Source organism: Zestomonas ipomoeae (genome assembly GCF_057128665.1).
On sequence record NZ_JBSKHQ010000009.1, the window covers coordinates 22,305 to 44,457 of the forward strand.

Below are 22,153 nucleotides of genomic sequence, written 5' to 3' on the forward strand. Positions count from 1 at the left end.
AGCGAATGAATTCGCCCCTGCCGGAGCACCGCGCTGTCGCAGGGGCGAGCTTATTCGCCTGAGAGGCGCTCCGCCTGGGCCCCACGCAATCGTCGCCGGAATGCCCCTGGCGTTTCCCCGCAGAGTTGCTTGAAGCGCTTGGCGAAGGCGGCGCGGTCGCCGTAGCCGACCTGGGCGGCGACCTGTTCCAGCGAGCGTGCCGGGTTGCGCAAGGCGGTTTGCGCGGCGCCGATGCGCAGGCGCTGCAAATAGTCGTTGGGCGTCAGCCCGGTGCTGGCCTTGAAGCGCCGCAGCAGCGTTCGCGGCGAGCAGTGCGCGCGCTCGGCCAAGCGTTTGAGATCGACGGGTTCGGCATAGTGCCCGCCAAGCCAATCGAGCAGCGGCGCGATCAGGGAGTCGTCGGTGCGGGTATCCGGCAGCAGTGGGCTGAAGCGTGTTTGGCGGCCACGCTGCAGGTCGAACACCAGGGCGCTGGCCACTCGTTGTGCCAGCCAGATACCGGCATGCCGGGCGATCAGATGCAGGCACAGATCCAGCCCGGCCTGGGCGCCGCCGGAGCAGAACAGGTTGCCGTCTTCGGTGAGCAGTTCCTCGCTATCCAATCGCACCTGGGGAAAACGGCGACGGAACTCCGCTGCTAGCGCCCAATGGGTAGTCGCCCGTCGGCCATCGAGCAGGCCGGCTGCGGCCAGCAGGAAGGCGCTGCTGCACAGGCTCGCTACCTGCTGCTCGGCCGGGCGCGTGGCCAACCAGCGCAGGAAGCCGGCATTGGCGCCGAGGGTTTGGTCGATGGCGTCGCCGGTCGCCGGTATCAGTAGCAGCCCGGCGCGCTCCGCCAGACGCAGGTCGCCATCTATGCGCACGCTGGCGAAGCCCAGCTCCACGGTCTGGCCGTCGAGGCTGCAGCGCTTCACGTCGAACAACTTGCGCCCGGCCAGACGATTGGCCAGGGCGAATGCATCCATCGCCATGCTCAGGCTGGAGCAGACGCTCTGCGGGCACACATAAAGGGCGATGGTCAGCATGGGGTCACCAAGATGAGATTGGCGATTATTGACACAAAGTTGTCGATGCCGCCAATCGCCGTTGGCTATCGGCCCGCGAATAATGACTCCCGAGCACACCCGCAGGCGGAGCCCACCATGAACCATCCCAATGCCGAACTGATCACTCGCTTCTACCAGGCCTTCCAGCGGCTGGACGCCGAAGTCATGTGCGCCTGCTATGCCAAAGACGTGGTCTTCGGTGATCCGGTCTTCCAGGAATTGCGCGGCGAGGAAGCTGGCGACATGTGGCGCATGCTGGCCAGCCGCGCACAGGATTTTTCCCTCACCTTCGACGGAGTGCAGGCTGATGACGCCAGCGGCAGTGCACGCTGGGTGGCGACCTACCTGTTCAGCCAGACCGGCAAAACCGTGGTCAATCGCATCCAGGCGCGTTTCGTCTTTCACGATGGAAAGATCGTCGAGCACCGCGATCATTTCGACCTGTGGCGCTGGGCGCGTCAGGCGCTGGGCATGAAAGGCGTTTTGCTGGGATGGATGCCAGCGGTGCAGGCGGCGATTCGCAAGCAGGCACTGAAGGGGTTGGCGGCCTATCGTGCGGGGCGCGGCGTGGTGCGGTAGCGCGGCTCCCTCAAGCCCGTCGTGCCGACGAAGGTCGGTATCCAGGAGCAGGCAGCGCAGGGATGCCTGGTTGCCTTCGGGCTGCAAGCCACACAGGGTGGGTTGGGAATATCGGCTCGGCGCGATCTCCCCGACCCGTCCTGACGACCTCAGCCTGCGTTTTCCTCGAAGCGGCCGGCGGCGCGGTTCTTCTTCACCTTGCCGGCTTCGAAGATGCGGCCGCTCATGGCCACGTAGATGCCGTCGTTCAGGCATTGCAGGGCGCCGATGGCCACGCCGAGGTTGAAGGGGGCATCGGTCAGGCGCATGCGGGCCGGCTGCATGGCGCCGGTGAAGATGATCACCTTGCCGGGAATATCCTTGAGCACCTCGGCGGTGTTGGTCATGGTGTCGGTGCCATGGGTGATCAGGATGTGCCTGGCGGGGCAGGCGGCGACCTTGGCACGGATCAGCTGGCGGTCTTCGTCGGTCAGTTCCAGGCTGTCCTTTTTCAGCAGGCTTTCCACCTGAAAGTCGAAGGTCACACCGGCTTCCTGAAGGATCTGCGGCGCCATCGGATCACCAATCTGGAAGTCGGAGAGGGCGTCGTAATAGACCTTGTCGAAAGTGCCGCCGGTGGTGAAGATCTGGATCTGCATCTTGTTGTGCTCCTGGTGAGGTCGCGTGTGGCAGGTCGGGGGATTATCCCCTAAGCTCGCCGGCAAACCCAACGCAGGACATGCGACTTTTGATCGCTCTGGTTCAGTTTCCCGGCTTCGATACGTGCGCTGCCAACGGCCTGGCGGTCGGAATCTCTCGACTACTGGCGGCCGGCTCGGCATACCGGGTAGAGACGTTGCCCGATCGCGCCAAGGCACCCGTCGGCGAGTCGCGCCCATGACCGTGGCGCAGAGCAAACCCTGGTTCGTCTACCTGGTGCGTGCACTGAACGGCGCACTCTATTGCGGCATCAGCGATGACCCCGAACGGCGCTTCGAGCAACATCGAAGCGGCAAGGGCGCGCGCTTCTTCCATTCCAGCCCGGCCCAGGCACTGGTCTATGTCGAGGCCTGCAGCGACAAGGGTGCCGCGCTGCGCCGCGAGCGGGCGATCAAGCGCTTGCCCAAGCGCGCCAAGGAAGCGCTGACTCTCAACCATATCATCGAGCTGACTGATAGCGATTCATCATCCTGATCGGGTAGGCCCTGATGAGCTGGGCGAGTAAAGTGGCGGCTTTCCCCGATGCGGAGCACCGCCATGCACGAGCTGATCCTGCACCACTATCCCGAATCGCCGTTCGCCGAAAAAGCACGCCTGATGCTGGGCTTCAAGCAGTTGTCCTGGCGCTCGGTGATCATTCCGCGGGTGATGCCCAAGCCCGACCTGATGGCGCTGACCGGGGGCTACCGCAAGACTCCGGTGCTGCAAGTGGGGGCCGATATCTACTGCGACACCGCGCTGATCGCCCGCCGCCTGGAAGCGGAGAAAGCGACCCCAGCGCTGTTTCCCGAGGGCCAGGAGTTCAACGTTGCCAGCTTCGCCCAATGGGCCGATTCGGTGGTGTTCCAGCATGCGGTAAGCCTGGTCTTCCAGCCGGAGTCGGTGGCCGTGCGTTTCGGCAAGCTGCCGCCGGAGGCGATCAAGGGCTTTCTGGCGGATCGCGCCGGCTTGTTCAGCGGCGGCAACGCCAGCCGCCTGCCGCTGGAGCAGGCCAAGCATCAGTGGCCGTGCCTGATGGCGCGCCTGGAGCAGCAACTGGCCCGCGAGGACGGCGACTTCCTGTTCGGCGAGCCCTCGGTCGCGGACTTCGCCATGGCTCATCCGCTGTGGTTCCTCAAGGGCACGCCGGTCACTGCGCCGCTGGTCGACGAGTATCCCTCCGTGTCTGCCTGGCTCGGCCGCGTTCTCGGCTTCGGCCATGGTTCTGCCAGCGAACTCGGCGCCGCCGAGGCCATCGGGATTGCCCATGAAGCCAGCCCGGCGCCACTGCCGGAAGAAATTTTCAACGAGCCCAACGGCTTTCAGCCTGGTCAGCGGGTAGTGGTCGCCGCCGTCGACTACGGTGTGGACCCGGTGGAAGGCGAACTCCTGTTCGCCGGCCGCGAGGAGCTGATCCTGCGCCGCGAAGACGAGCGCGCCGGCATCGTCCACGTCCATTTCCCGCGCATGGGCTTTCGCATCGAGCCCCGCTAAGCCTGTCCGGCTACGCCCGCGCGGCTATTTTCCGCCGCGCAGGCGTGGCAGCTCGCGGGCCAGCTGGCGAAAATGGTCGATGCGCTCGTAGCAGAGCGACACTTCGCCGATGAGGCGGTTGTACCAGGCATCCGGGCCGCCGCAGGCCGTCACTACAAGGGTCAGGTCGCGCGGCAGGTCGAAGGTGCGGCTGGCCTTGTCCGCCACTGCTTCCAGTTCGCCGGAGGCGCGAATCTTCTCCAGCAGCTCCATGCCGCCTTTGAGCTGGCTCGGTGGTAGTTCGTAGCGCACGCCGATGCGATGGCGAGGCTCCTGCTGCTGCGCATGGCTGAAGTTCTGCCGAATCCAGTCCACCGCATATTCCACCTGCTGGTATTCCTCCGGGCAGTAGAAAGCCCGCTCGTCCGGCAGGCCGGTGACTTCGATCACCCATTCCAGGCGCCGAGGGTCGCTGCCGTAAGCCAGGCAGGCGATGTTGAAGAAACGCTGGGAGTCGAGCGCGTGACTGTCCCATTCCTTGATTTCTTCCTGCCCCGGTATCTGGCGCTCCGCTTCCAGGCGCCAGTAGTCGGCGACGTCGATCAGCTTGGCGTAGAAATCGTCGTCGTGCTGGCGTTGGTGCAGCAGGAACAGCCCCATGAAGCCCAGTTGATCGGCGGCGTCTTCCTCGCGGCCGAGCACCGGCAGCTTGAGTTCGCTGATCAACAGGTGACCCATCTCATGGAGCAGGGTGAACTCGGCGTTGGCGGTGACGAAGCGGGCCTCGTCCGCGCGCAGCACTTGCGCCGGTGCGGCGCTCGCAAGGCGGCAAAGCAGAAAGACCAGGCAGACGAACACGCCTGTGACGAGCGCCCGAGCAGCTTGTCGACCGGGCTTTGGCTGGGACGGGTGGTGCATCGGTGATCAATCCTTGGGTGGGCACGCCAGGCAATATTGATGGGCCAGGGACTGGCGCAGTAGCGCCAGGTTGGCTGCCAATGTCTGGAAATAGGCGAGCCGCTCGTAGCAGAGCACCAACTCGCCGCCGGTGCGACTGTACCAAGCGTCCGGCGCGCCACAACTGATCAGGCGCAAGGTCAGGTCGCGGGGCAGGCGATATGCCTCGCTGGCATGGGCAGCGATGGTATCGATGTCGCCGCTACCACGGATCTGTTCGAGCAGCCTCTGGCCGTCTTCCAGGCGCATGTTCGGCTCCTCGTAGACTACCCGGATGCGATGGTGCACCGGCTCGCCGGGCCGGTAGCCATGCTGCCGCTCGACCCAGGCCAGCGCCTTGCGCGCCTGGCTGTATTCCTGATCGCAGTAGAGTGCACGCTCCACCGGCAGTCCGGTGACCTTGGGCACCCACTCAAGCTGATCGGGATCGCTGCCATAGAGCAGACACGCCAGATTGTAGAAGCGCTGCGCATCGAGGCCGTGGCTGGCCCAGGTCGGCACCTCTTCCTCGGCGGGCTTGGCGCGCTGCCATTCCAGTCGCCAATAGTCGGCGACGTCCAGCAGCTTGGCGTAGAAATCAGCGTCGCGCTGGCGCCCGGAGGAGAGGAACAAACTGATGAAGCCCAACTGGTCGGCGGCATCTTCCTCGCGGCCGAGCACGGGGAGATCCAACTCGGCGATCAGCAGGTGACCCATCTCATGCAGCAGAGTGAACTCGGCGTTCGCCGCAACGAAGCGCGCCCCGTCCATACGCAGGGCTTCCGGCGGTGGCTCGCCGGAGGCGCGGACCGCTGCGCTGGATACCAGGGCGAGACACAAGAGCGCGTACGCGGCCCGGCGGCAACCGCGCGTTGCCGCACTCGGCGGACTGCGAAGTGGCTTCACACCCGGCACCTCGTGGCTGGTGAGCCTTCTTTGACTCTAGCCCAACCGCAGGGCCGGCTTCAGTCCTTACGTCGCTTGAGCTGGTCGCGCAGCTGGGTCGGCAGGTTGCGAATGATCAGCGTGTCCTGGGTTTCGTCGTATTCGATCTTCGAGCCCAGCAGGTGCGCCTCGAAGCTGATCGACAGCCCCTCGGCGCGGCCGGTGAAACGGCGGAACTGGTTGAGGGTGCGCTTGTCCGGCGGAATCTCCGGCGACAGGCCGTAGTCCTTGTTGCGAATGTGCTCGTAGAAGGCCCGCGGGCGGTCCTCGTCGATCACCCCGGACAGCTCCTCCAGCGTCATCGGCTCGCCCAGCTTGGCCTGGGTAGTGGCGTAGTCGACCAGCGCGCTGGTCTTCTCGCGGGCCTGTTCCTCGGCCAGGTCCTCGCTCTCGACGAAATCGCTGAAGGCCTTGAGCAGCGTGCGGGTCTCGCTCGGTGCGTCGACACCTTCCTGGCAACCGATGAAGTCGCGGAAGTAATCCGACACCTTCTTGCCGTTCTTGCCCTTGATGAAGGAGATGTACTGCTTGGACTGCTTGTTGTTGCGCCACTCGGAGATATTGATGCGCGCGGCGAGGTGCAGTTGGCCGAGATCCAGGTGCTTGGCCGGCGCCACTTCCAGCGACTCGGTCACCGTCACCCCCTCGCTGTGGTGCAGCAGGGCGATCGCCAGGTAATCGGTCATGCCCTGTTGATAGTGGGCGAACAGCACGTGGCCGCCGGTGGACAGGTTCGACTCCTCCATCAGCTTCTGCAACTGCTCCACAGCCTGGCGGCTGAAGGCGGTGAAGTCCCGCTCGCCCTCCAGGTACTGGGCCAGCCACCCGCTGAACGGATAGGCCCCGGATTCCTCGTGGAAAAAGCCCCAGGCCTTGCCCTGCTTGGCGTTGTAGCTCTCGTTGAGATCGGCCAGCAGATTCTCAATGGCCTGCGACTCGCCCAGCTCGGAATCGCGGGCGTGCAGCACGGCGGGGCTGCCGTCGGGTTTCTTGTCGATCAGGTGGACGATGCAGTGACGGATGGGCATGGCTGCTCGGGCTCGCGGCACGGTGGTGGAAAGCGGTGAAGTTTACTGCAAGCAAGGGGCCTTCCGGCAAAACCTCCAGCCAAAGGTTTGGCGTCGGGTTGTCGCCAATTCGCTATCGTGCCCGACCTTATAGATAGGCGCCCAGCGAAGGGTACCGCAGCCGTCATCCAAGGATGGAAATTCATGCCGCTTTTTTCAGTGTGTCTCTTCCTTGCTGCCATCTGCGCAGCGGTTGTCTCGCAACCCCCTTTATCGCTCCGTCCCGTGCTGACCAAGGCGCGTTGAGCCGACTTTCACCTTTTTTAGGATCCACTATGCGATTCAAAGGTATTGCTGTTCTTATTGGTATGTTCCTGTCGTTCAACGCCTTCGCCATCGAGTGGAGCGCGAGCAGCCACAAGGTCTTGCAGGGCGATTACAACGGCGACGGTCTTCCGGACCTGTATCTGGCGGCACGTCCCTTACCCCTGGCACTGCCGCTCAACGGCCTCACGTCCCTGGTCGTTCCCCGTAGCCAGCACGACGTCGTGTTGCTCAAGGACGCCCGTGGGCAATACAACGTGCTGACGCCCCCGGACGCGGCGAAGATCAAGACGGTGGCTTGGAAAGACGCTCCCTACAGCCTGGTGGCGGGGGACTTCAACGGCGACGGCATCACCGATCTGCTGCTTCGGCCCGATGCCACCGGCCAGGAGGGGCTGCTGCTGACCCTGTCCAATACCGGAACGCCCTCAGTTGCCCAGATGCTCGACTCGCGTCAGTTGGGCATCGAGTTTTCCGCCGATGGCGGTTACCAACTTGAATGGAAGGATTTCAATGGTGATGGCAAGGCCGATTTGTTGCTAAGCAAACCGGGAGTGCCTGGCCAGGTATTGTTTGCAGGCGTTTCCGGATTTGCCACTGCACAGCCTTACCGCCCTTCCCAGCCTGCAGCAGTTCCCGTTGGCGACGCTCCCCTGCCGGCCAGCGCCTGGGGGCTGGCCGATGGCGGGGCGCAGGTAACCCTTGATGGTCGGTTCGTCTACAGCCTGCCATTGGAATTGCCAGTCGGCGTGAATGGTTTGCAGCCAGCCTTGTCGATTGGCTATCAGATGGGCGGGCGGGACGGCTACCTGGGGCACGGCTGGGGATTGTCCGGCCTAAGCAGTATCCATCGCTGCGCGGCGACCATTGCACAAGATGGCTACAGCGGTACGCCTAGCGGTTCGTCTGTGGACAAATTGTGTCTCGATGGTCAGCGCTTGCAATTGGTATCCGGCACGGAATGGCAGCCGGGTAGCATCTATCGCACGGAAATCGATTCCTTTGCGCAGGTAATGCTGAAGGGCTCTGCGGCCGATCCCCATTTCGAAGTGCGTTCGAAGAACGGCTGGATCATGACGCTCGGCAAGACCGCCACCAGCCGTGTCCTCCCGACCGGCGGAAAGCCGCTGGCCTGGCAGTTGGATAATATCCAGGATCGTTTCGGCAACACGCTGGACGTGAGTTATACGAGTTCCGGTGGAATGCCGCTTCCCGCCTCCATTGACTACGCCGGAGCGAAGATCGAATTCTTCTATCGTGCTCGCAGCAATGCGCCTCGTCAGTTTGCGCTTGGTGGCGAAGTGAAGCTCGACAAGCTGCTGGAGCGGGTAGCCACCTACGCGCCCGACGGCACGCCATTACGCGAGTACCGGATCGGTTATGAGTACAGCCCCAGTACGTCTTTACCGCGAGTGACAAATTTACAAAGCTGCGGTATCGAAAATGGCGTGCGCCAGTGTTTAGGGGGTAATAGTTTTAACTATCTAAAACAAGAAAACCGCTTCGTTGATGGAACGCAACTTGCGGCCTATAAGCCCATGGGAAGCCGGCTCCTGTCCGTGGAGACTCCTATGGACTGGAATGGTGACGGTATAAATGACCTGCTGTCAGTGACAGCAACTGCAATTTATGTTGCTCTTGGGAGCGGGTCGGGGCTTGGAGAAAATATTCTAATTGCAACTCCGCCAGCGAATTCAGTGATCTTAACTGCCTCGCCTATCGACGTGGATGGGGATGGACAGCAGGGAGTTGTCTATTTAAGGGCTATGGTTGGCGGCCTGTCCCGGTCAATGGCGTGGTCATATGTGGATGCGAAGGGTGGCTCTAAAGATGTAGTGACTTGGCCATCTAACAGCATTGCATCCATAACGACCAATTTCTCTGGAGATATAGAGCAGGTTCCCACCTTTGTAACAGCCGCCAAGGCTGTTGCCATGGATTTCAATAATGATGGCCTCTCGGATTTACTCTTGCCTGCGAGCGGGGTTTGGCAAGTCTATGAGAATAAAGGGGGAACTTTTACCGCAAGTAAACGACTGTCTGGCGTGACGGTTTCGCGCGAAGGGGCTCCTTGGCTTATGCCATTCAGTCAGGATGGTGATGGGCAATGGAATCTGCTTACTACCATAGTGAAAAATGGAGTTCAGACCTATGCGATCCTGCCACTTTCGCGCCATGGTTCGGCGAACTTAAGTGGAAGAATCGATTTGGGCATTCCGGTAGACGGGGCGGTCGTGCTGGACGTTAATGGTGATGGTTACTTGGACTTTGCCGCTGCCGGAAACGACAAAAAAGTGGTTCTCCATTTGAACAAGGGAGGGGCGCTATCCGTGGCAAATTTTGTTCAGCAAAAGACAGAAATTTCTTCCATTGACATTTTCTCTAGCGCAAGCATTAGGCGCGAGAACGCTGACTATATTCCGAAGCCATTGGACTACGATGGGGACGGAAGACATGACCTGCTATATATAAATCGTGCGCTGAAGCGTTATGAGGTACTTAGATCCACAGGAGTGGGGTTTGATCGGATAGACATAAACACTCCTGTGGTCGAGGCGAAAGAAGAGTTCAACTCTTCGCTTCCGGGGTGTGAAAAATTTCCTGAGAATCGTCAGAAATCTTTGGCACAGATTGCCGCCGTATCGGCTCCTGCAGTTCGTGCAGGGCTTATTTCTCTACTTGGCTTTCTTGAAGATAGATGTGAGTTTTTACCGGCAGGTCCTCTGGCAGGTGCCCATCACAGTTTGATCGGCGATTGGAATGGAGACGGCCAAGAAGACTTGCTGCTGGCCGCACCTCAAGGCAAAGGAAGATATTCATGGCGTCTGCACCGCCAGGCCCGTCAGCATGCAGAATGGCTCAGCAGTGTCACCGACAGCCTGGATAACCAGACCCGCGTTACCTACCAGCCGCTTAGCGATAGCGCACTCTACCAAGGCAGCAAGGACGCCAAGTTCCCCTTGCTCGACTGGCGCGGTCCGCGCTATGCAGTCGGCCGGCTCCAGCAGAGCAATGGCATCGGCGGCCTGAATGAAACGCTGTTCGAATACCGCGATGCCCGCATCGACCTGCTCGGACGCGGCTTTCTCGGCTTCGCCCAAGTGACGCGTAAAGTGCCGGAACGCAAGCAGACATCGACCAGCAAACTGCGCCAGGACTTCCCCTATGTTGGTGCATTGAGCGAAGAAACCCTGGTAATCGACGGCAAGGTGGTCACTCGCAAGAGCATCGAGTATCAGAGCGAGGTCAACGGCAAACTGCGCTTCGTGGTGCCGAAAACGGTCAGTGAAGAGCGCTTCGAACTCGATGGCCAACTGCAGGGTGCCACGCGTCAGCAGTACCAGTACGACAAGGCCACCGGCAACCTGCTCGAAGAAATCAGCGAGCAGCGTCCCAGCTTGGCCGGTGCCTGGGTACAGCGCAGCCAGATCAAGCGGCAATACCAAGACGACACCGCCACCTGGCTGCTCGGTTTCGTCACCCGCGAAGAGCAGGTGATGGAGGCCAGCGGGGCGGCTGCGCAAACGACCGTTACTCAACGCACGCCCGTGCCGGGTACCTTGGCCATTGCGCGCGAGGTGCATTTTGCCGGAGTGGCGGGCCTTCAGCAGACCCACGAATACGAATACGACGCCCAAGGTAACCCGAGCCAGCTCAAGGTGACCGCCGAGGGCGGGCCGGCGAGGGTCACTCGCTATATGGACTACGTGGCCCAGCGCTTCCCGCAGCGCATCGTCAACCCGCTGGGGCATGCGCTCACTCGTACCTACGCGGTGGGAACCGGCCGGGTGCTGAGCGAAACGGATGCCAACGGACTGACTTCCAACTCCGTCTATGACGGCTTCGGCCGTAGCCTTCGCCAACAGGGCGCCGATGGCAGCCTCGCCGTCATCACCTATGAAGGATGCTCCAGCGGCTGCCTGCTCCATGAGAAATACCGCGTACTGACCCAGCATAGCCATACCAGCGCAGCAGGCCAGGGCGCTCCGAATCAGCGCAGTCACTTCGATAGCCTTGGGCGCAAGCTACGGGAGACCAAGCAGGGCTTTGATGGTCGGGAAATCCATAGTGACTCGGCCTTCGACGCCTGGGGTAACCGAACCAACGCCACCCAGCCCTACTACGCCGGCAGCGACGCCAAGGCCGACAGCTTCCGCCATGACGGCTTGAACCGGGTCATTTATGCGCAAATGGCCAGCGGCGCATCAATCACTACCCTATACAGCGCGCGCAGTGGCGGAGGTAGCGTCGTGCGCAAGACGCGGGAGTTCAATCGCGACGGGCAACTGCAAACCCAGGTGGAGGTGCGCGAACAGGACGCGGCCGGCCGCCTAATGCTCAGCACCAATGCTGCTGGCAGCCTACTGGCGGTCAGTACCCGCTACGGATACGACAGCGCGGGCAATCTCACCCGAACGGAAGTGAACGGCAATGCCCGAACCGCCGTGCTGATGACTTACGACCTTGCGGGCAACCGCACAGGCCTGCACGATCCCAACTCGGGGGCGATGACCTACCGCTACGACGGCTATGGATTGCTGCGCGAAACCACCGGCCCCGGCATGCGTGTCGAACAGGACTACGACCTGCTTGGCCGCCTGACTCAGCGTCGGGACTACCAGGGTAGCCAGCTTATCGACACTGCCCACTGGGACTATGACAAGGGCAAAAAGGCCGTTGGCAAGCTGAGCGGCCTGTACAAGGTGGACGGTAGTTTCGTACAGGGCTACATCTATGATGGCCTCAGTCGCTTGCAGGCCCGCTCCACCGAGTTGAAGGTTGGTGGACAGCAGCGCGGCTACTCCGATAGCTATGTCTACGACGCCTTCAGCCGTCCGCTGAAGACCGTCTGGGCTTCCGGCTTCGCCGTCCAGCATCGCTACAACTCTTATGGCTATTTACTCGGCGAAGGTAACGCAGCGGATGGCAAGCTGCTGCGCACTATCGAGGCGCAGAACGCGCATGGTCAGGCTACCCGAGTCAGCTACGGCAACGGTGTGGTCAGTCAATATCGCTACGATGAGGCGGGTGGTTGGCTGGACGAACTTGATAGCCAGGGACCGGAAGGGCAGGTACAGGGATTGCGCTATCGCCACGACCCCATCGGCCTGCTCTTGTCCCGTAGTGACGTGCGCGGCTATAGCGAACAGTTCAGCTACGACGCCCTTCAGCGGCTGAGTACCAGCCAGCGCAGCCTGGCCGGTCAAACCCTGGTCGGCAGTTACAGCTACGACGCCCTGGGCAATCTCACCAGCAATCCGCAAGCGGGCGTGTTGTTCTATGGCCAGTACACCGCTGCCCAGCAGTCTGCTTGCCAGAGCCAGGGCGGTATCGTCCAGCCCGGCCCGCACGCGGTGCTAAGTAGCGACGCCGGCGCCTACTGCTACGATGCCCGCGGTAACCAGCTTAGTGGCCCAAGTCGCCGAGTCGGCTACAGCGTGTTCGACAAACCGCTGAGCATCGCCAGCGACGGGCAGACCAGCCTGTTCCAGTACGACCCTGAAAGGCGCCGCTTCTACCAGCAAGCCGCCAATCGCACCACCTTCTATCTGGACGAAGGCCAGTTCGAAGAAGTGATCGAAGCCGGCAAGGCGGTGCAGAACACCTACGTCGGCAGCTACTTGCAACACCAGAAGGACGTTGCCAGCGGCGCGGTCAGCCTGAAGTACCAACTGCGCGACCAACTCGGCTCGGTGGACGTGGTACTGGATGCCCAAGGCAAGGTCCTGGAACGCCTGGCCTACGCCCCCTTCGGCGGCCTGCGCGGCGCCGACTGGTCGGATACCGCCGCGCCGATGAAGGAAAGCCGTCGCGGCTTCACCGACCACGAACACCTGCAGGAAAGCGGCCTGATCCATATGAACGGCCGCGTGTACGACCCGACCCTGGGCCGCTTCCTCAGTGCCGACATCATCTACCAGGACGCGACCAATGCGCAGATGTTCAATCGGTATGCGTATGGGTTCAATTCGCCATTCGCGGGGGTGGACCCGAGTGGTTATGCGCTGGAGGATATCGGTACGCCCGGAAACTGGTTCGAACTCAGCACCAGCAATATGAGCCTGGTGTTCTTCAACTCCTTCGGTGGGAACGGCCCCTCAAGTTGGGGTGACGCTACCATCGGCGGACTGAAGGGGCTAACGAATGCCAGTCTTCCGTTGGTACTTAGCGCCCCTTGGGCCATACCGTTCTCGGGGCCTTTGCAGGATTTAGCTCAGCCCTACTTGAAGCCAAGCAACCTTGATCAACGCTACGGCGATGGGCTGGTTGGTATTGGCAGTTTAATGACTGGTCTTTCAGGTGGTTTGAGAGCACTGGCTACCAAGGCTATGCCGGCCGGTAGTTTTGGGTTGGGCGGGCGTTTTGTTCCAAACAGCGCACGTACTAACGCCCTGTTCAATATGGAAGCCCGGCAAACTCAAGCTGCTTCCAGTGAACTCATGAGCGCAATCTCTGCTCGTAGACAAGTCTTTGTGGCCAAGCCCGGAACGGACGACTACAAATTCCTGGAAATGACCGGGGCGGATGCTTCTGCGGGTGGTCCTGGTAATATGGCAGTTCTAGTGCGCTCAGAGAATCCACAAAAACTTACCTTGATAGAAGAGTTTCTACATGGGACTCAATCGAAAATTTGGGGCGATCCTGTTCTGGATGCTGGCGGCGCCGCTACAGCATTCCGCGAGTGGCATGTTCGTGACTTTATGAACAGGCATAGCCGCATGTTTGGTTGGGATACTCAAGAAATGGCTGTATTGCAATCCGAATTAAATTATTGGGCCCAAAAGGCCGGAAAGGTTGGTCAATAATGAAAGGGATGGCTACCGTAGAAGAGGCGCTATTCGTGTTTAATTCTTGGGCTTTAATGCTAAACGCCAGCGCGTCCGGCCCTATTAGTGTGGGGGTTAATATAACCTTGCTGAATGAAAGAAAGGAACGGATTGGTGAGGCGGTTGTGAAAAAGTTCTTGTCGTCGCGGAATCCGGAAATTATTCCCATTGAAATAGAGCCGCTGATAAGTCCAGGAGATTTCAAGGCAATAAAGTACATCCAATTCGGATGCTGAGCAGAAATCACTCCTCTCGTGAGAGGGGTGATTTTAATTTTGCAAGCAATGAAGTAGTTGCTAGTGCTTCATCAGGATAAATTAAAGGAGTTTTGTAGCTCGGGTTGGCCACAGGCGCAACCCGCCGAGTGGCGACCAAGTCAAGAGGCCTTCTTGTCATGTGGTTCCAGGAAAAATCAAACAGAAAGCTGAAGAATTTTTTATGGCGCCGCTTTCAAAGCGAGCATGCAATCCGCATGCGGTCTACTCCTTAGACGACTTGTTATTTTGAGCGTGTGACGCCCTTGAGTTCGTATTGGGCTGAATCCGGCGTGGTACTTTAACTTTTTATCGAAATGGAGGGTTTTGTGAATAGGAAAACTTGGAGTTTTTATTTGATGCTTGCTATGGCAGCTATGGCGCTACAAGCCCATGCCGATACCACCGCACGCATCAGCAAGATACTCATGTATGAGGGAGGAAATCTCGTTTATGTCTATCCGGAAGGTGGCGTGCAGAATCCTCCGGCGTGCCATGGCGCGAATGGCAACTATCTGTCATTCAAGATGAACCGGCCAATGGCCAAGGAATATCTGGCGCTGATACTGAGTGCGTTCGTGGCGGATAAGAAAGTGCTGTTGAGTACCAGTGGCACTTGTACCGACCAAAGTCTTTCGGAAACCTTGCAATGGGTTTCGGTGGAAAAATAAGGAGCTGGGAAGAATGAGTATGTTGAGAATATCGTTAATTTTGCTTGCCGGGCTGCTCCCCGTTGCGGCGCAGGCCGATACCACGGCGAAGATCACCAAGATCGCCCTTCAGGAGCAGGAAGGATTGGCCTACATTTATCCAGAAGGGGGTGTGCAGAACGTTCCGGCCTGTGCAAACAAAGACTATCTCTCGTTCAAGATGAGCCGGCCAATGGCCAAGGAATATTTGAGTGTTTTGATGGCGGCTTTTGCGGCGGATAAATCGGTGTCTTTCCGCACGGAGCGCAATTGTGTCGACCAGCCGACGGCCGACACCATCATGTATTTCTCCGTTACGCGTTGAGGCGATCAGGCTCCGATCCAGGCGCCCCGGCTCAACCTTTCCACCAGCCCCGGCAACTCGCTCATGTCATGCAGAAACTCTTCCACCCCCAGCTGGCGCAATGTCTGCGCATGTTCCGGTGGGATGTGGCTGGCGCCGAGGAAGCCGATCACCCGCATGCCGGCGGCGAGGGCGGCGCGCACGCCGGTGGGGCTGTCTTCTACCACCAGGCAGCGTTCCGGCGCCACGCCAGCGGTGCGGGCGGCGAGCAGGTAGAGGTCGGGGGCGGGTTTGGGTTGGGCGACCTGTTCGGCGCTGAACACGCCGATGTCCACGCGTTCGCGCAGGCCGGCCAGGTCGAGGGCGTGCAGGACGTTTTCCGCGTGGCCGTTGGAGGCGACGGCCAGCGGCAGGTCGATGGCGTGCAGGGCTTCGCGCACGCCGGGGATGGGTTTGGCCTCGGTACGAATGGTCAGCTCGCCGCGCTTGAGCAGTTCCGGGTGGAAGTCCGCCGGCAGGCGGGTGTCGAAGTGCAGCTCCACCTTGCGCAGAATGTCCCGGCTTTGCAGACCAAAGGTGCCGTGCAGCACCAGTTCCAGTTCCTCCACTGGGAACAGCTGCCCCAGGGCTTCGCGCATCAGGCGGATGGAGATGATTTCGCTGTCGATCAGTACACCGTCGCAGTCGCAGATCAGCAGGTCGATGGCGCCGGTTTCGCGCATGGTGGGACTCCTTGCTCGCGGTTCGCTGGGTGCAGGTATCGCATAGACGCAGGCGCTTCGTACAGCACGGATATCCGTTGAAGCAGTACCATGCGCCTTCGTCAAAACAAGGCTCAAGGGCTGCGACATGCGCATTCTGCACACCTCCGACTGGCATCTCGGCCAGCACTTCATGGGCAAGACCCGCCAGGCCGAGCACCAGGCCTTTTGCGCCTGGCTGGTGGAGCAGGTGCGTGTCTGTGAGGTGGACGCGGTGCTGGTGGTCGGCGATGTGTTCGACACCGGCGCGCCGCCCAGCTATGCCCGCGAGCAGTACAACCGCTTCATCGTCGCGCTGCGGGAAACCGGTGCGCAACTGGTGGTGCTCGGCGGTAACCACGATTCGGTGGCGACCCTGGGTGAGTCCCGCAGCCTGCTGGCTTGCCTCGATACGGTGGTGGTCCCGGCGGTGGGCGACGATCTCAAGCAGCAGTTGCAGGTCTTGTGCCGCCACGACGGCTCACCCGGCGCGATTCTTTGCGCCATCCCCTTCATCCGCCCGCGCGATGTGTTGCGCAGCGAGGCCGGGGAGAGCGCGGCGGACAAGCAGCAATCGCTGCAACTGGCGATCCAGCGGCACTATCAGGCGCTGTATGCCCTGGCCGAGGCCAAGCGCGCCGAGCTGGGCGGCGCGCTGCCGATCGTCGCCACCGGCCACCTGACCACCGTCGGCGCCAGCGCTAGCGAGTCGGTGCGGGAAATCTACGTCGGTGCGCTGGAGGCCTTCCCGACCAATGCCTTTCCGCCGGCGGACTACATCGCCCTCGGCCATATCCACCGGCCGCAGAAGGTCGGCGGGCTGGAGCATGTCCGCTACAGCGGCTCGCCGATCCCGCTGGCTTTCGACGAGGCGCGCCAGCAGAAGGAAGTGCTGCTGGTGGACCTGGATGCTGGTGGCCTGCACGCGGTAACGCCACTGGCGGTGCCCTGTTTCCAGCCGCTGCAATCGCTGCGCGGCTCGCTGGCCGAGCTGGAGGCCGCCATTGCCGAAGCGGCCGGGGCGGGTAGCGAGGAGCGTCCGGTTTGGCTGGAGGTGGTGGTCGATGCCGATACCCATCTGAGCGATCTGCATGTGCGCGTCGCCAAACTCTGCGAAGGGTTGCCGGTGGAAGTGCTGCGGGTTCGCCGCGAACGTGGCAACGCCACGGCTGCCCTGCGCGCCCAGGCGAAGGAGACGCTGGACGAGTTGAGTGCCGAGGAGGTGTTCGACCAGCGCCTGGCTGGCGAGCCCCTGGACGAGCCGCTGAAGACCCAACTGCTGGAGCGCTACCGGCAGGTGCTCGGCGAACTGCGCGAGGGCGAGGCATGAAGATCCTCAGCCTGCGCCTGAAGAACCTCAACTCGCTGAAGGGCGAATGGAAGATCGATTTCACCGCCGAGCCGTTCAAGGACAGCGGCCTGTTCGCCATCACCGGTCCTACCGGCGCCGGCAAGACCACCCTGCTGGATGCCATCTGCCTGGCGCTGTACCACCGCACGCCGCGCATAAACCGAGTCTCAAAAGAAGTAAACGAGTTGATGACTCGACATACAGCCGACTGCCTGGCGGAGGTGGAGTTCGAGGTTAAAGGTGCGCGATACCGTGCGTTCTGGAGCCAGCGGCGTGCTCGCGACAAGGTGGGCGGTGAGCTACAGGCGCCGAAGGTGGAATTGGCCGACGCAAAAGGGACCATCCTTGCTAACAAGAGCGGTGACAAGACGAGCCAAATCGAGCAGCTCACCGGCCTCGATTTCGAGCGTTTCACCAAGTCCATGCTGCTGGCCCAGGGCGGTTTCGCCGCGTTCCTGGAGGCCAGCGCCAACCAGCGCGCCGAGCTGCTGGAAGAGCTGACCGGCACCGACATCTACGGGCAGATTTCCCAGCGCGTGTTCGAGCGCACCCGAGAGGTCAAGGCCGCTCTGGAGCAATTGCGCGCCCGTGCCGAGGGTGTGGAGCTGCTCAGTGCCGAACAACGGGAGCGCTTGCAGGCCGAGGCCGAAGCACTCAACGGGCAGGAGCAGACGCTGCATGCGCGGCTGGCGGATGTGCAAGCCCAACGGCGCTGGCGCGAGGCGCTGAATGCGGCCGAGACCAAGTTGGGCAGCGCCGCACAACAGGAGCAGCAGGCCCGGCAGGCTTTGCTCGACGCCGAGCCGGAGCTGCGGCGGCTGGCCGCCAGCGAGCCGGCGGATAAGCTGCGTCCCGCCTACCAGGCCTGGCAGAGCGCGCGCCTGGCCCTCGATGATACCGAGCGAACCTTGGCGCAGGCGCAGAGCGAACGCCGCCAAGCCGAGCAGCAGGTCGGCGCTGGCCTGTGGCGGGCCAGCCAACTGAGCCGGCAGATCGCCGAGGCCCGGCAGGCGCAGCGGGAGGAAATCGACCGCCAATTGCGGCAGCTCGCCGCGCAACTGGCCGAACACCCGCAGCGCAGCCAACTGGGTGAACAGCTCGGCGAGTGGCGCCAGTTGCTCGACGGGCGCCAGCGTTTGGCCGAAGAGATCGTCGCACTCGATACCCGTCAGCAGCAGGACGAGCAGGCGATACACGCGCTCATCGTTCAACTGGATGAGCTGGAAAAACGGCTGCTCGACGAGCGCAGCCGCCTGAGCCATGCCCAGCAGCAGGAGACTGCCCAGCAGTCGCGCCTGGAGGCGTTGTTGGCTGGCCAAACCGAGGCTGCCTTGCGAGCCGAGTGGCAGCGACTGCATGGCCAAGCCCACGAGCTGGCGCAGCTGCGACAGCTCGCCGAGTCCCGGCGGCAGCTCGACGAGCGGCTGGCCACGCTCGATGCTTCCCTGACCGACAAGCGCCGCCAGCACGCCGCCAAGGAACAGGAGGTGAATAGCCTGCGGGCGCAGTACAAGGATCTGCAACAGCAGATCCGCGACAAGGAGAAGCTGCTCGAGCAGGAGCGGCGCATCCAGGCGCTGGAGGCCTACCGCGCCGCCTTGCAGCCCGGCGAGGCCTGTCCGTTGTGCGGCTCCCACGAACATCCGGCGATTGGCGAGTACCAGGCGCTGGACAGCTCCGCTACAGCCAGCGCCCTCGATGCCAAGAAGGCCGAGCTGGAAGCGCTCGCCGGCCTGGTGCAAACACTCGCCGCCGAACTCGCCGCCCTGGCGGCGCAGATCGAGCAGCAGCAACAGCAGGTGCAACAGGATCAGCACGAACGGGATCGGCAGGCCGAACAGTGGCGGCAGAGCTGCGAGACGCTCGGTATCGGCCTGGCCGACGACGGAGCTCTGATTGCCCACTGCGAGCGGCACGGGGCCCAGCTCGCCGCGGCCGAGCGCACGCTGGGCGAGCTGGATCAACTAAAGACAGCGCTAGATCAGGCGCGCTCGGCACGGCAGGCCGTGGAAAAGCTCAGCCTCGACACCGCCGGCAGGCTTGAACTGGGCCAAGAGAAGTTGCGCAGCCATCGACAACAGCAGGCCGAGCGTGCCGAAAAGCTGGATGCCCTGCGAGGACAACGGCAGCAGTGCGAGGCTGAACTGGCGGCTGCACTGGCGCCCTTCGGCTACCAGGTACCGGAGCACGGCGAAGCGTGGTTGCGCGAGCGCCAGCGGGAATGGCAGGACTGGCAGCAGCTCCAGCAGCAGCACGAACGGCTGGAGCGGGAACGCTTGCAACTGCTACCACAGCTCGATGCCGCCGAGCAGGATGCCGCGCACTGGCAGCAACGCTGGGCTGCGCTGGAACTGAGCCCGCTGCCGCCCATCGATGCCGTAGTCGATGCACCAGATGCGCTGCGGCAGACGCAGAGCCACTTGGCGACCGCACAAAAGCGCGCCGACGAGCTGACCGGCACCCTGCGCAATCTCGAGCAGCGGCTACAGCAGGATCAGGCGCAACTGGCCACCGCCGCCGATACCTGGGCCAAGGCGTTGGCGCAGAGCCCCTTTGCCGACGAGGCAGCCTTCCATGCTGCACTGCTCGATGACGAGCAGCGCAGTGCCTTGCAGCAGCGCAAGCGCCAACTGGAGCAGGCGCTCACCTCCGCCGAGGCCCTGAGACTGTCCGCCGAACAGACGTTGGCTGCCCTGCAGGCGACGCCGCTCAGTGAACTCGATCTGCAACAGCTGGACGAGCAATTACAGGGGCTGAACGCCGAGCTGCGGCAGCTCGGCCAGCGCCAGGGCGAGATCCGCGCGCAACTGCAAGGCGATGACCTGCGCCGGCAGAACCAACAGGCGCTGTTCGCCGAGATCGCGGCCAAGGAGGCCGACTATGACCTCTGGCAACATCTCAACGGCCTGATCGGTTCGGCCGACGGCGCCAAGTTCCGCCGCTTCGCCCAGGGGCTGACCCTGGATCACCTGATCTACCTGGCAAACCGTCAGTTGGAACGCCTGCATGGCCGCTACCAACTGGCACGCAGGGCCGGCGGTGAACTGGAGCTGGAGGTGCTGGATACCTGGCAGGCCGACGTGGCGCGGGATACCCGCACCCTGTCCGGTGGCGAGAGCTTCCTCGTCAGCCTGGCGCTCGCCCTGGCGCTGTCCGACCTGGTCAGCCACAAGACCAGCATCGACTCGCTGTTCCTCGACGAGGGCTTCGGCACCCTGGATGGCGAGACCCTGGAGGTGGCGCTGGATGCCCTCGACAGCCTCAACGCCAGCGGCAAGACCATCGGCGTGATCAGCCATGTGGAAGCGCTCAAGGAGCGCATCCCGGTTCAGCTACGGGTGCACAAGGGCGTTGGGCTTGGCTATAGCGCGTTGGACCGGCGCTTCCGCCTGGCCGATTGAAGCGCCGCCGCTGGCCACTTGCTGGTGCAATTGACGCGCCACCGAGGCCAGTCGTTCACCGAGCTGGACCAAGGCTTCCTGGGCTTGCAGCAGTTCGCTGCTGGCCTCGCGCTGACGCTGGCTGGCGGCATGCTGCGCGGCGCTGTCGGCGCGCACGCGCTCCAGTTGGCCATGGGCCTGGGCCAGGGCCCGGCTGTGCTCGACGATGGCGCCGGACAGCGTCTCGGTCAACGCCGCATTGCGGCCCAGGGCCTCGCTCACCCCGGCCACCTCGCGGGTGCCGGTGTCCACCGTCAACTGGGATTCGTCGAGTACCTGCTGCACCGCATCAGCAGTCTGGTTGCTGCGTTGCGAGAGGCTGCGCACCTCGTCGGCCACCACCGCGAAGCCGCGGCCATGTTCGCCGGCGCGTGCCGCCTCGATGGCCGCGTTGAGCGCCAGCAGGTTGGTCTGCGCGGCAATCGCACTGATCATCTGCATGGCCTCGGCGATGCGCTGGTTGCTCTGCTGGATCGCCTGCATGCTCGATTGCGCCTGTTGCATGCGCTGCGCGCAGTCGCTCATCTGCGCAGTGCTCTTCTGGGTGTCGCCGCTCAGCTCGTGCATCTGCCGGGTGCTCTGCGCGAGCTGCCCGAGCACCTCCAGCAGGGCCTGGTCGATCACCTGCATGGCGTCGGCCTGGCTCTGCACGTCGCCGTCGATGCTCTGGCAGCGCTGGCGGATGTGGCTGAGGGTCTGGTGCAGTTGCTGGGACAGCTGCAGCAGGTCGCCGGCGCATTGCCGCACCTCTTCCAACAGGCCCTGCAGGCTCTGGCTGCTGGCTGCTGCCGCCTGGCTCTGGGCATCGGCGCTCAGCCAGTTCTGCTGGGCTTCCTGCAGCGCATCCTGGCGCAGCTTGGCGCCGAACCACTGGGCCAGCCAGGTGGTGGCCAGCGGCAACAGGTAGCCGGAATACTGGTTGACCAACGCGTCCCGCGGACTCAGCTCGAACACCGGCAGGGCGGCGCCGGAACGGTCCAGATAGATCAGCCAGAACACATAGCAGAACTGCACCAGGCTCCAGATCAACGCGCTCAGCCCGCCGATCAGCAGGTAGGCGAAGACGATGGTCACTGCCGGCCAGAAGATGTGCGGGGAATGAATGCCGCCAAGCTGGTAGACGAGGATCATCGCGTAGGCGTTGCTGCAGGCCAGCGACAGGTTGGTCACCAGCGGCACCGGTAACCAGGCTTTGCGAAGGAACAGCAGCACCAGCGGCATGCCGACCACCATCAGCATGGCGCCTTGGACCAGCGCGAAGTTGCCCAGCTTGCCCCATTTGAGCGCGCTGTACAGGCCGAGGACGATGCCACACACGGCGAAGAACGCCAGGGTGCGACTCTGCAGGCGCAGCGCCTGGTCGTCGAGATCCGGCGGAACGAAGAGGTTGAGGAAGCCCTGGCGTGACGTTTCCATCTGATCCTCTGAAGGTGGAAGACTCTCGCGATTATCGGCAGATGCTATCGGGAACTGAATGCCTTCCCGCCCGCCGTATATCGGCCAGCGTGCTCTCAGCTGTGGACAGGGCAGAGGGCCGATTCCAGGTTGGCAGTGAATCGG

The 22,153-nt window shown here is 62.4% G+C and carries 15 protein-coding genes; 8 read left to right on the forward strand and 7 right to left on the reverse strand.

The window, feature by feature from the left end; all coding sequences use genetic code 11:
* Positions 1–50: 50 nt before the first annotated feature.
* Positions 51–1,025: a GlxA family transcriptional regulator gene (locus tag ACWKV7_RS11690; RefSeq protein WP_483857841.1), complete on the reverse strand. Its 975-nt coding sequence runs from the start codon at positions 1,023–1,025 to the stop codon at positions 51–53.
* Between the two features lie 117 nt (positions 1,026–1,142).
* On the opposite strand from ACWKV7_RS11690, the gene ACWKV7_RS11695 reads away from it, so the two are divergent.
* A complete protein-coding gene (locus tag ACWKV7_RS11695; protein ID WP_483857842.1) occupies positions 1,143–1,625 on the forward strand; it encodes a nuclear transport factor 2 family protein in 483 nt (160 codons plus the stop codon).
* Between the two features lie 149 nt (positions 1,626–1,774).
* Here the strand turns inward: ACWKV7_RS11695 and ACWKV7_RS11700 are convergent, their stop codons facing one another.
* Complete coding sequence (locus tag ACWKV7_RS11700; RefSeq protein ID WP_483857843.1) at positions 1,775–2,263, reverse strand: asparaginase domain-containing protein; 489 nt, start codon at positions 2,261–2,263, stop codon at positions 1,775–1,777.
* Between the two features lie 238 nt (positions 2,264–2,501).
* Here ACWKV7_RS11700 and ACWKV7_RS11705 point away from each other — a divergent pair, with 238 nt between their 5' ends.
* Both ACWKV7_RS11705 and ACWKV7_RS11710 read left to right on the forward strand, forming a co-directional pair.
* Complete coding sequence (locus ACWKV7_RS11705) at positions 2,502–2,798, forward strand: GIY-YIG nuclease family protein (protein ID WP_483857844.1); 297 nt, start codon at positions 2,502–2,504, stop codon at positions 2,796–2,798.
* 63 nt (positions 2,799–2,861) lie between these two features.
* Positions 2,862–3,797 (forward strand): glutathione S-transferase family protein, encoded by a 936-nt coding sequence (locus tag ACWKV7_RS11710; protein ID WP_483857845.1) that lies wholly within the window; start codon positions 2,862–2,864, stop codon positions 3,795–3,797.
* A 24-nt stretch (positions 3,798–3,821) separates the two neighbouring features.
* Here ACWKV7_RS11710 and ACWKV7_RS11715 read toward each other — a convergent pair whose 3' ends face one another.
* The 3 genes from ACWKV7_RS11715 to yejK form a co-directional block, all read right to left on the reverse strand.
* Complete coding sequence (locus ACWKV7_RS11715; protein ID WP_483857846.1) at positions 3,822–4,694, reverse strand: DUF4344 domain-containing metallopeptidase; 873 nt, start codon at positions 4,692–4,694, stop codon at positions 3,822–3,824.
* Positions 4,695–4,700: 6 nt separating this feature from the next.
* Complete coding sequence (locus ACWKV7_RS11720) at positions 4,701–5,483, reverse strand: DUF4344 domain-containing metallopeptidase (RefSeq protein WP_483857847.1); 783 nt, start codon at positions 5,481–5,483, stop codon at positions 4,701–4,703.
* A gap of 194 nt (positions 5,484–5,677) precedes the next feature.
* Positions 5,678–6,685 carry a nucleoid-associated protein YejK gene (gene yejK / locus ACWKV7_RS11725; protein ID WP_483857848.1) on the reverse strand — a complete coding sequence of 336 codons (1,008 nt, stop codon included), beginning with the start codon at positions 6,683–6,685 and terminating at the stop codon, positions 5,678–5,680.
* A gap of 314 nt (positions 6,686–6,999) precedes the next feature.
* On the opposite strand from yejK, the gene ACWKV7_RS11730 reads away from it, so the two are divergent.
* From ACWKV7_RS11730 to ACWKV7_RS11740, 3 genes are all read left to right on the forward strand, one after another.
* Positions 7,000–13,794, forward strand: coding sequence for an FG-GAP-like repeat-containing protein (locus ACWKV7_RS11730; protein WP_483857849.1), 6,795 nt, complete (start codon positions 7,000–7,002; stop codon positions 13,792–13,794).
* Positions 13,795–14,398: 604 nt separating this feature from the next.
* Positions 14,399–14,740: a hypothetical protein gene (locus tag ACWKV7_RS11735; protein WP_483857850.1), complete on the forward strand. Its 342-nt coding sequence runs from the start codon at positions 14,399–14,401 to the stop codon at positions 14,738–14,740.
* Positions 14,741–14,753: 13 nt separating this feature from the next.
* Positions 14,754–15,083, forward strand: a complete 330-nt coding sequence (locus tag ACWKV7_RS11740) for a hypothetical protein (protein WP_483857851.1) — start codon at positions 14,754–14,756, stop codon at positions 15,081–15,083.
* 5 nt (positions 15,084–15,088) lie between these two features.
* Here ACWKV7_RS11740 and ACWKV7_RS11745 read toward each other — a convergent pair whose 3' ends face one another.
* Positions 15,089–15,784: an HAD family hydrolase gene (locus ACWKV7_RS11745; RefSeq protein WP_483857852.1), complete on the reverse strand. Its 696-nt coding sequence runs from the start codon at positions 15,782–15,784 to the stop codon at positions 15,089–15,091.
* A gap of 127 nt (positions 15,785–15,911) precedes the next feature.
* Here ACWKV7_RS11745 and sbcD point away from each other — a divergent pair, with 127 nt between their 5' ends.
* A complete protein-coding gene (sbcD, locus tag ACWKV7_RS11750) occupies positions 15,912–17,132 on the forward strand; it encodes an exonuclease subunit SbcD (protein WP_483857853.1) in 1,221 nt (406 codons plus the stop codon).
* Entirely contained in the window at positions 17,129–20,554 is a 3,426-nt protein-coding gene (locus ACWKV7_RS11755) for an AAA family ATPase (protein WP_483857854.1), read from the forward strand. Before sbcD ends, ACWKV7_RS11755 begins: the two co-directional genes overlap by 4 nt.
* Here the strand turns inward: ACWKV7_RS11755 and ACWKV7_RS11760 are convergent.
* The gene (locus ACWKV7_RS11760; protein WP_483857855.1) at positions 20,486–22,009 is read right to left on the reverse strand and encodes a methyl-accepting chemotaxis protein; all 1,524 of its coding nucleotides are present in this window, start codon (positions 22,007–22,009) and stop codon (positions 20,486–20,488) included. The two genes, ACWKV7_RS11755 and ACWKV7_RS11760, sit on opposite strands and share 69 nt — an antisense overlap.
* Between the last annotated feature and the right edge of the window lie 144 nt (positions 22,010–22,153).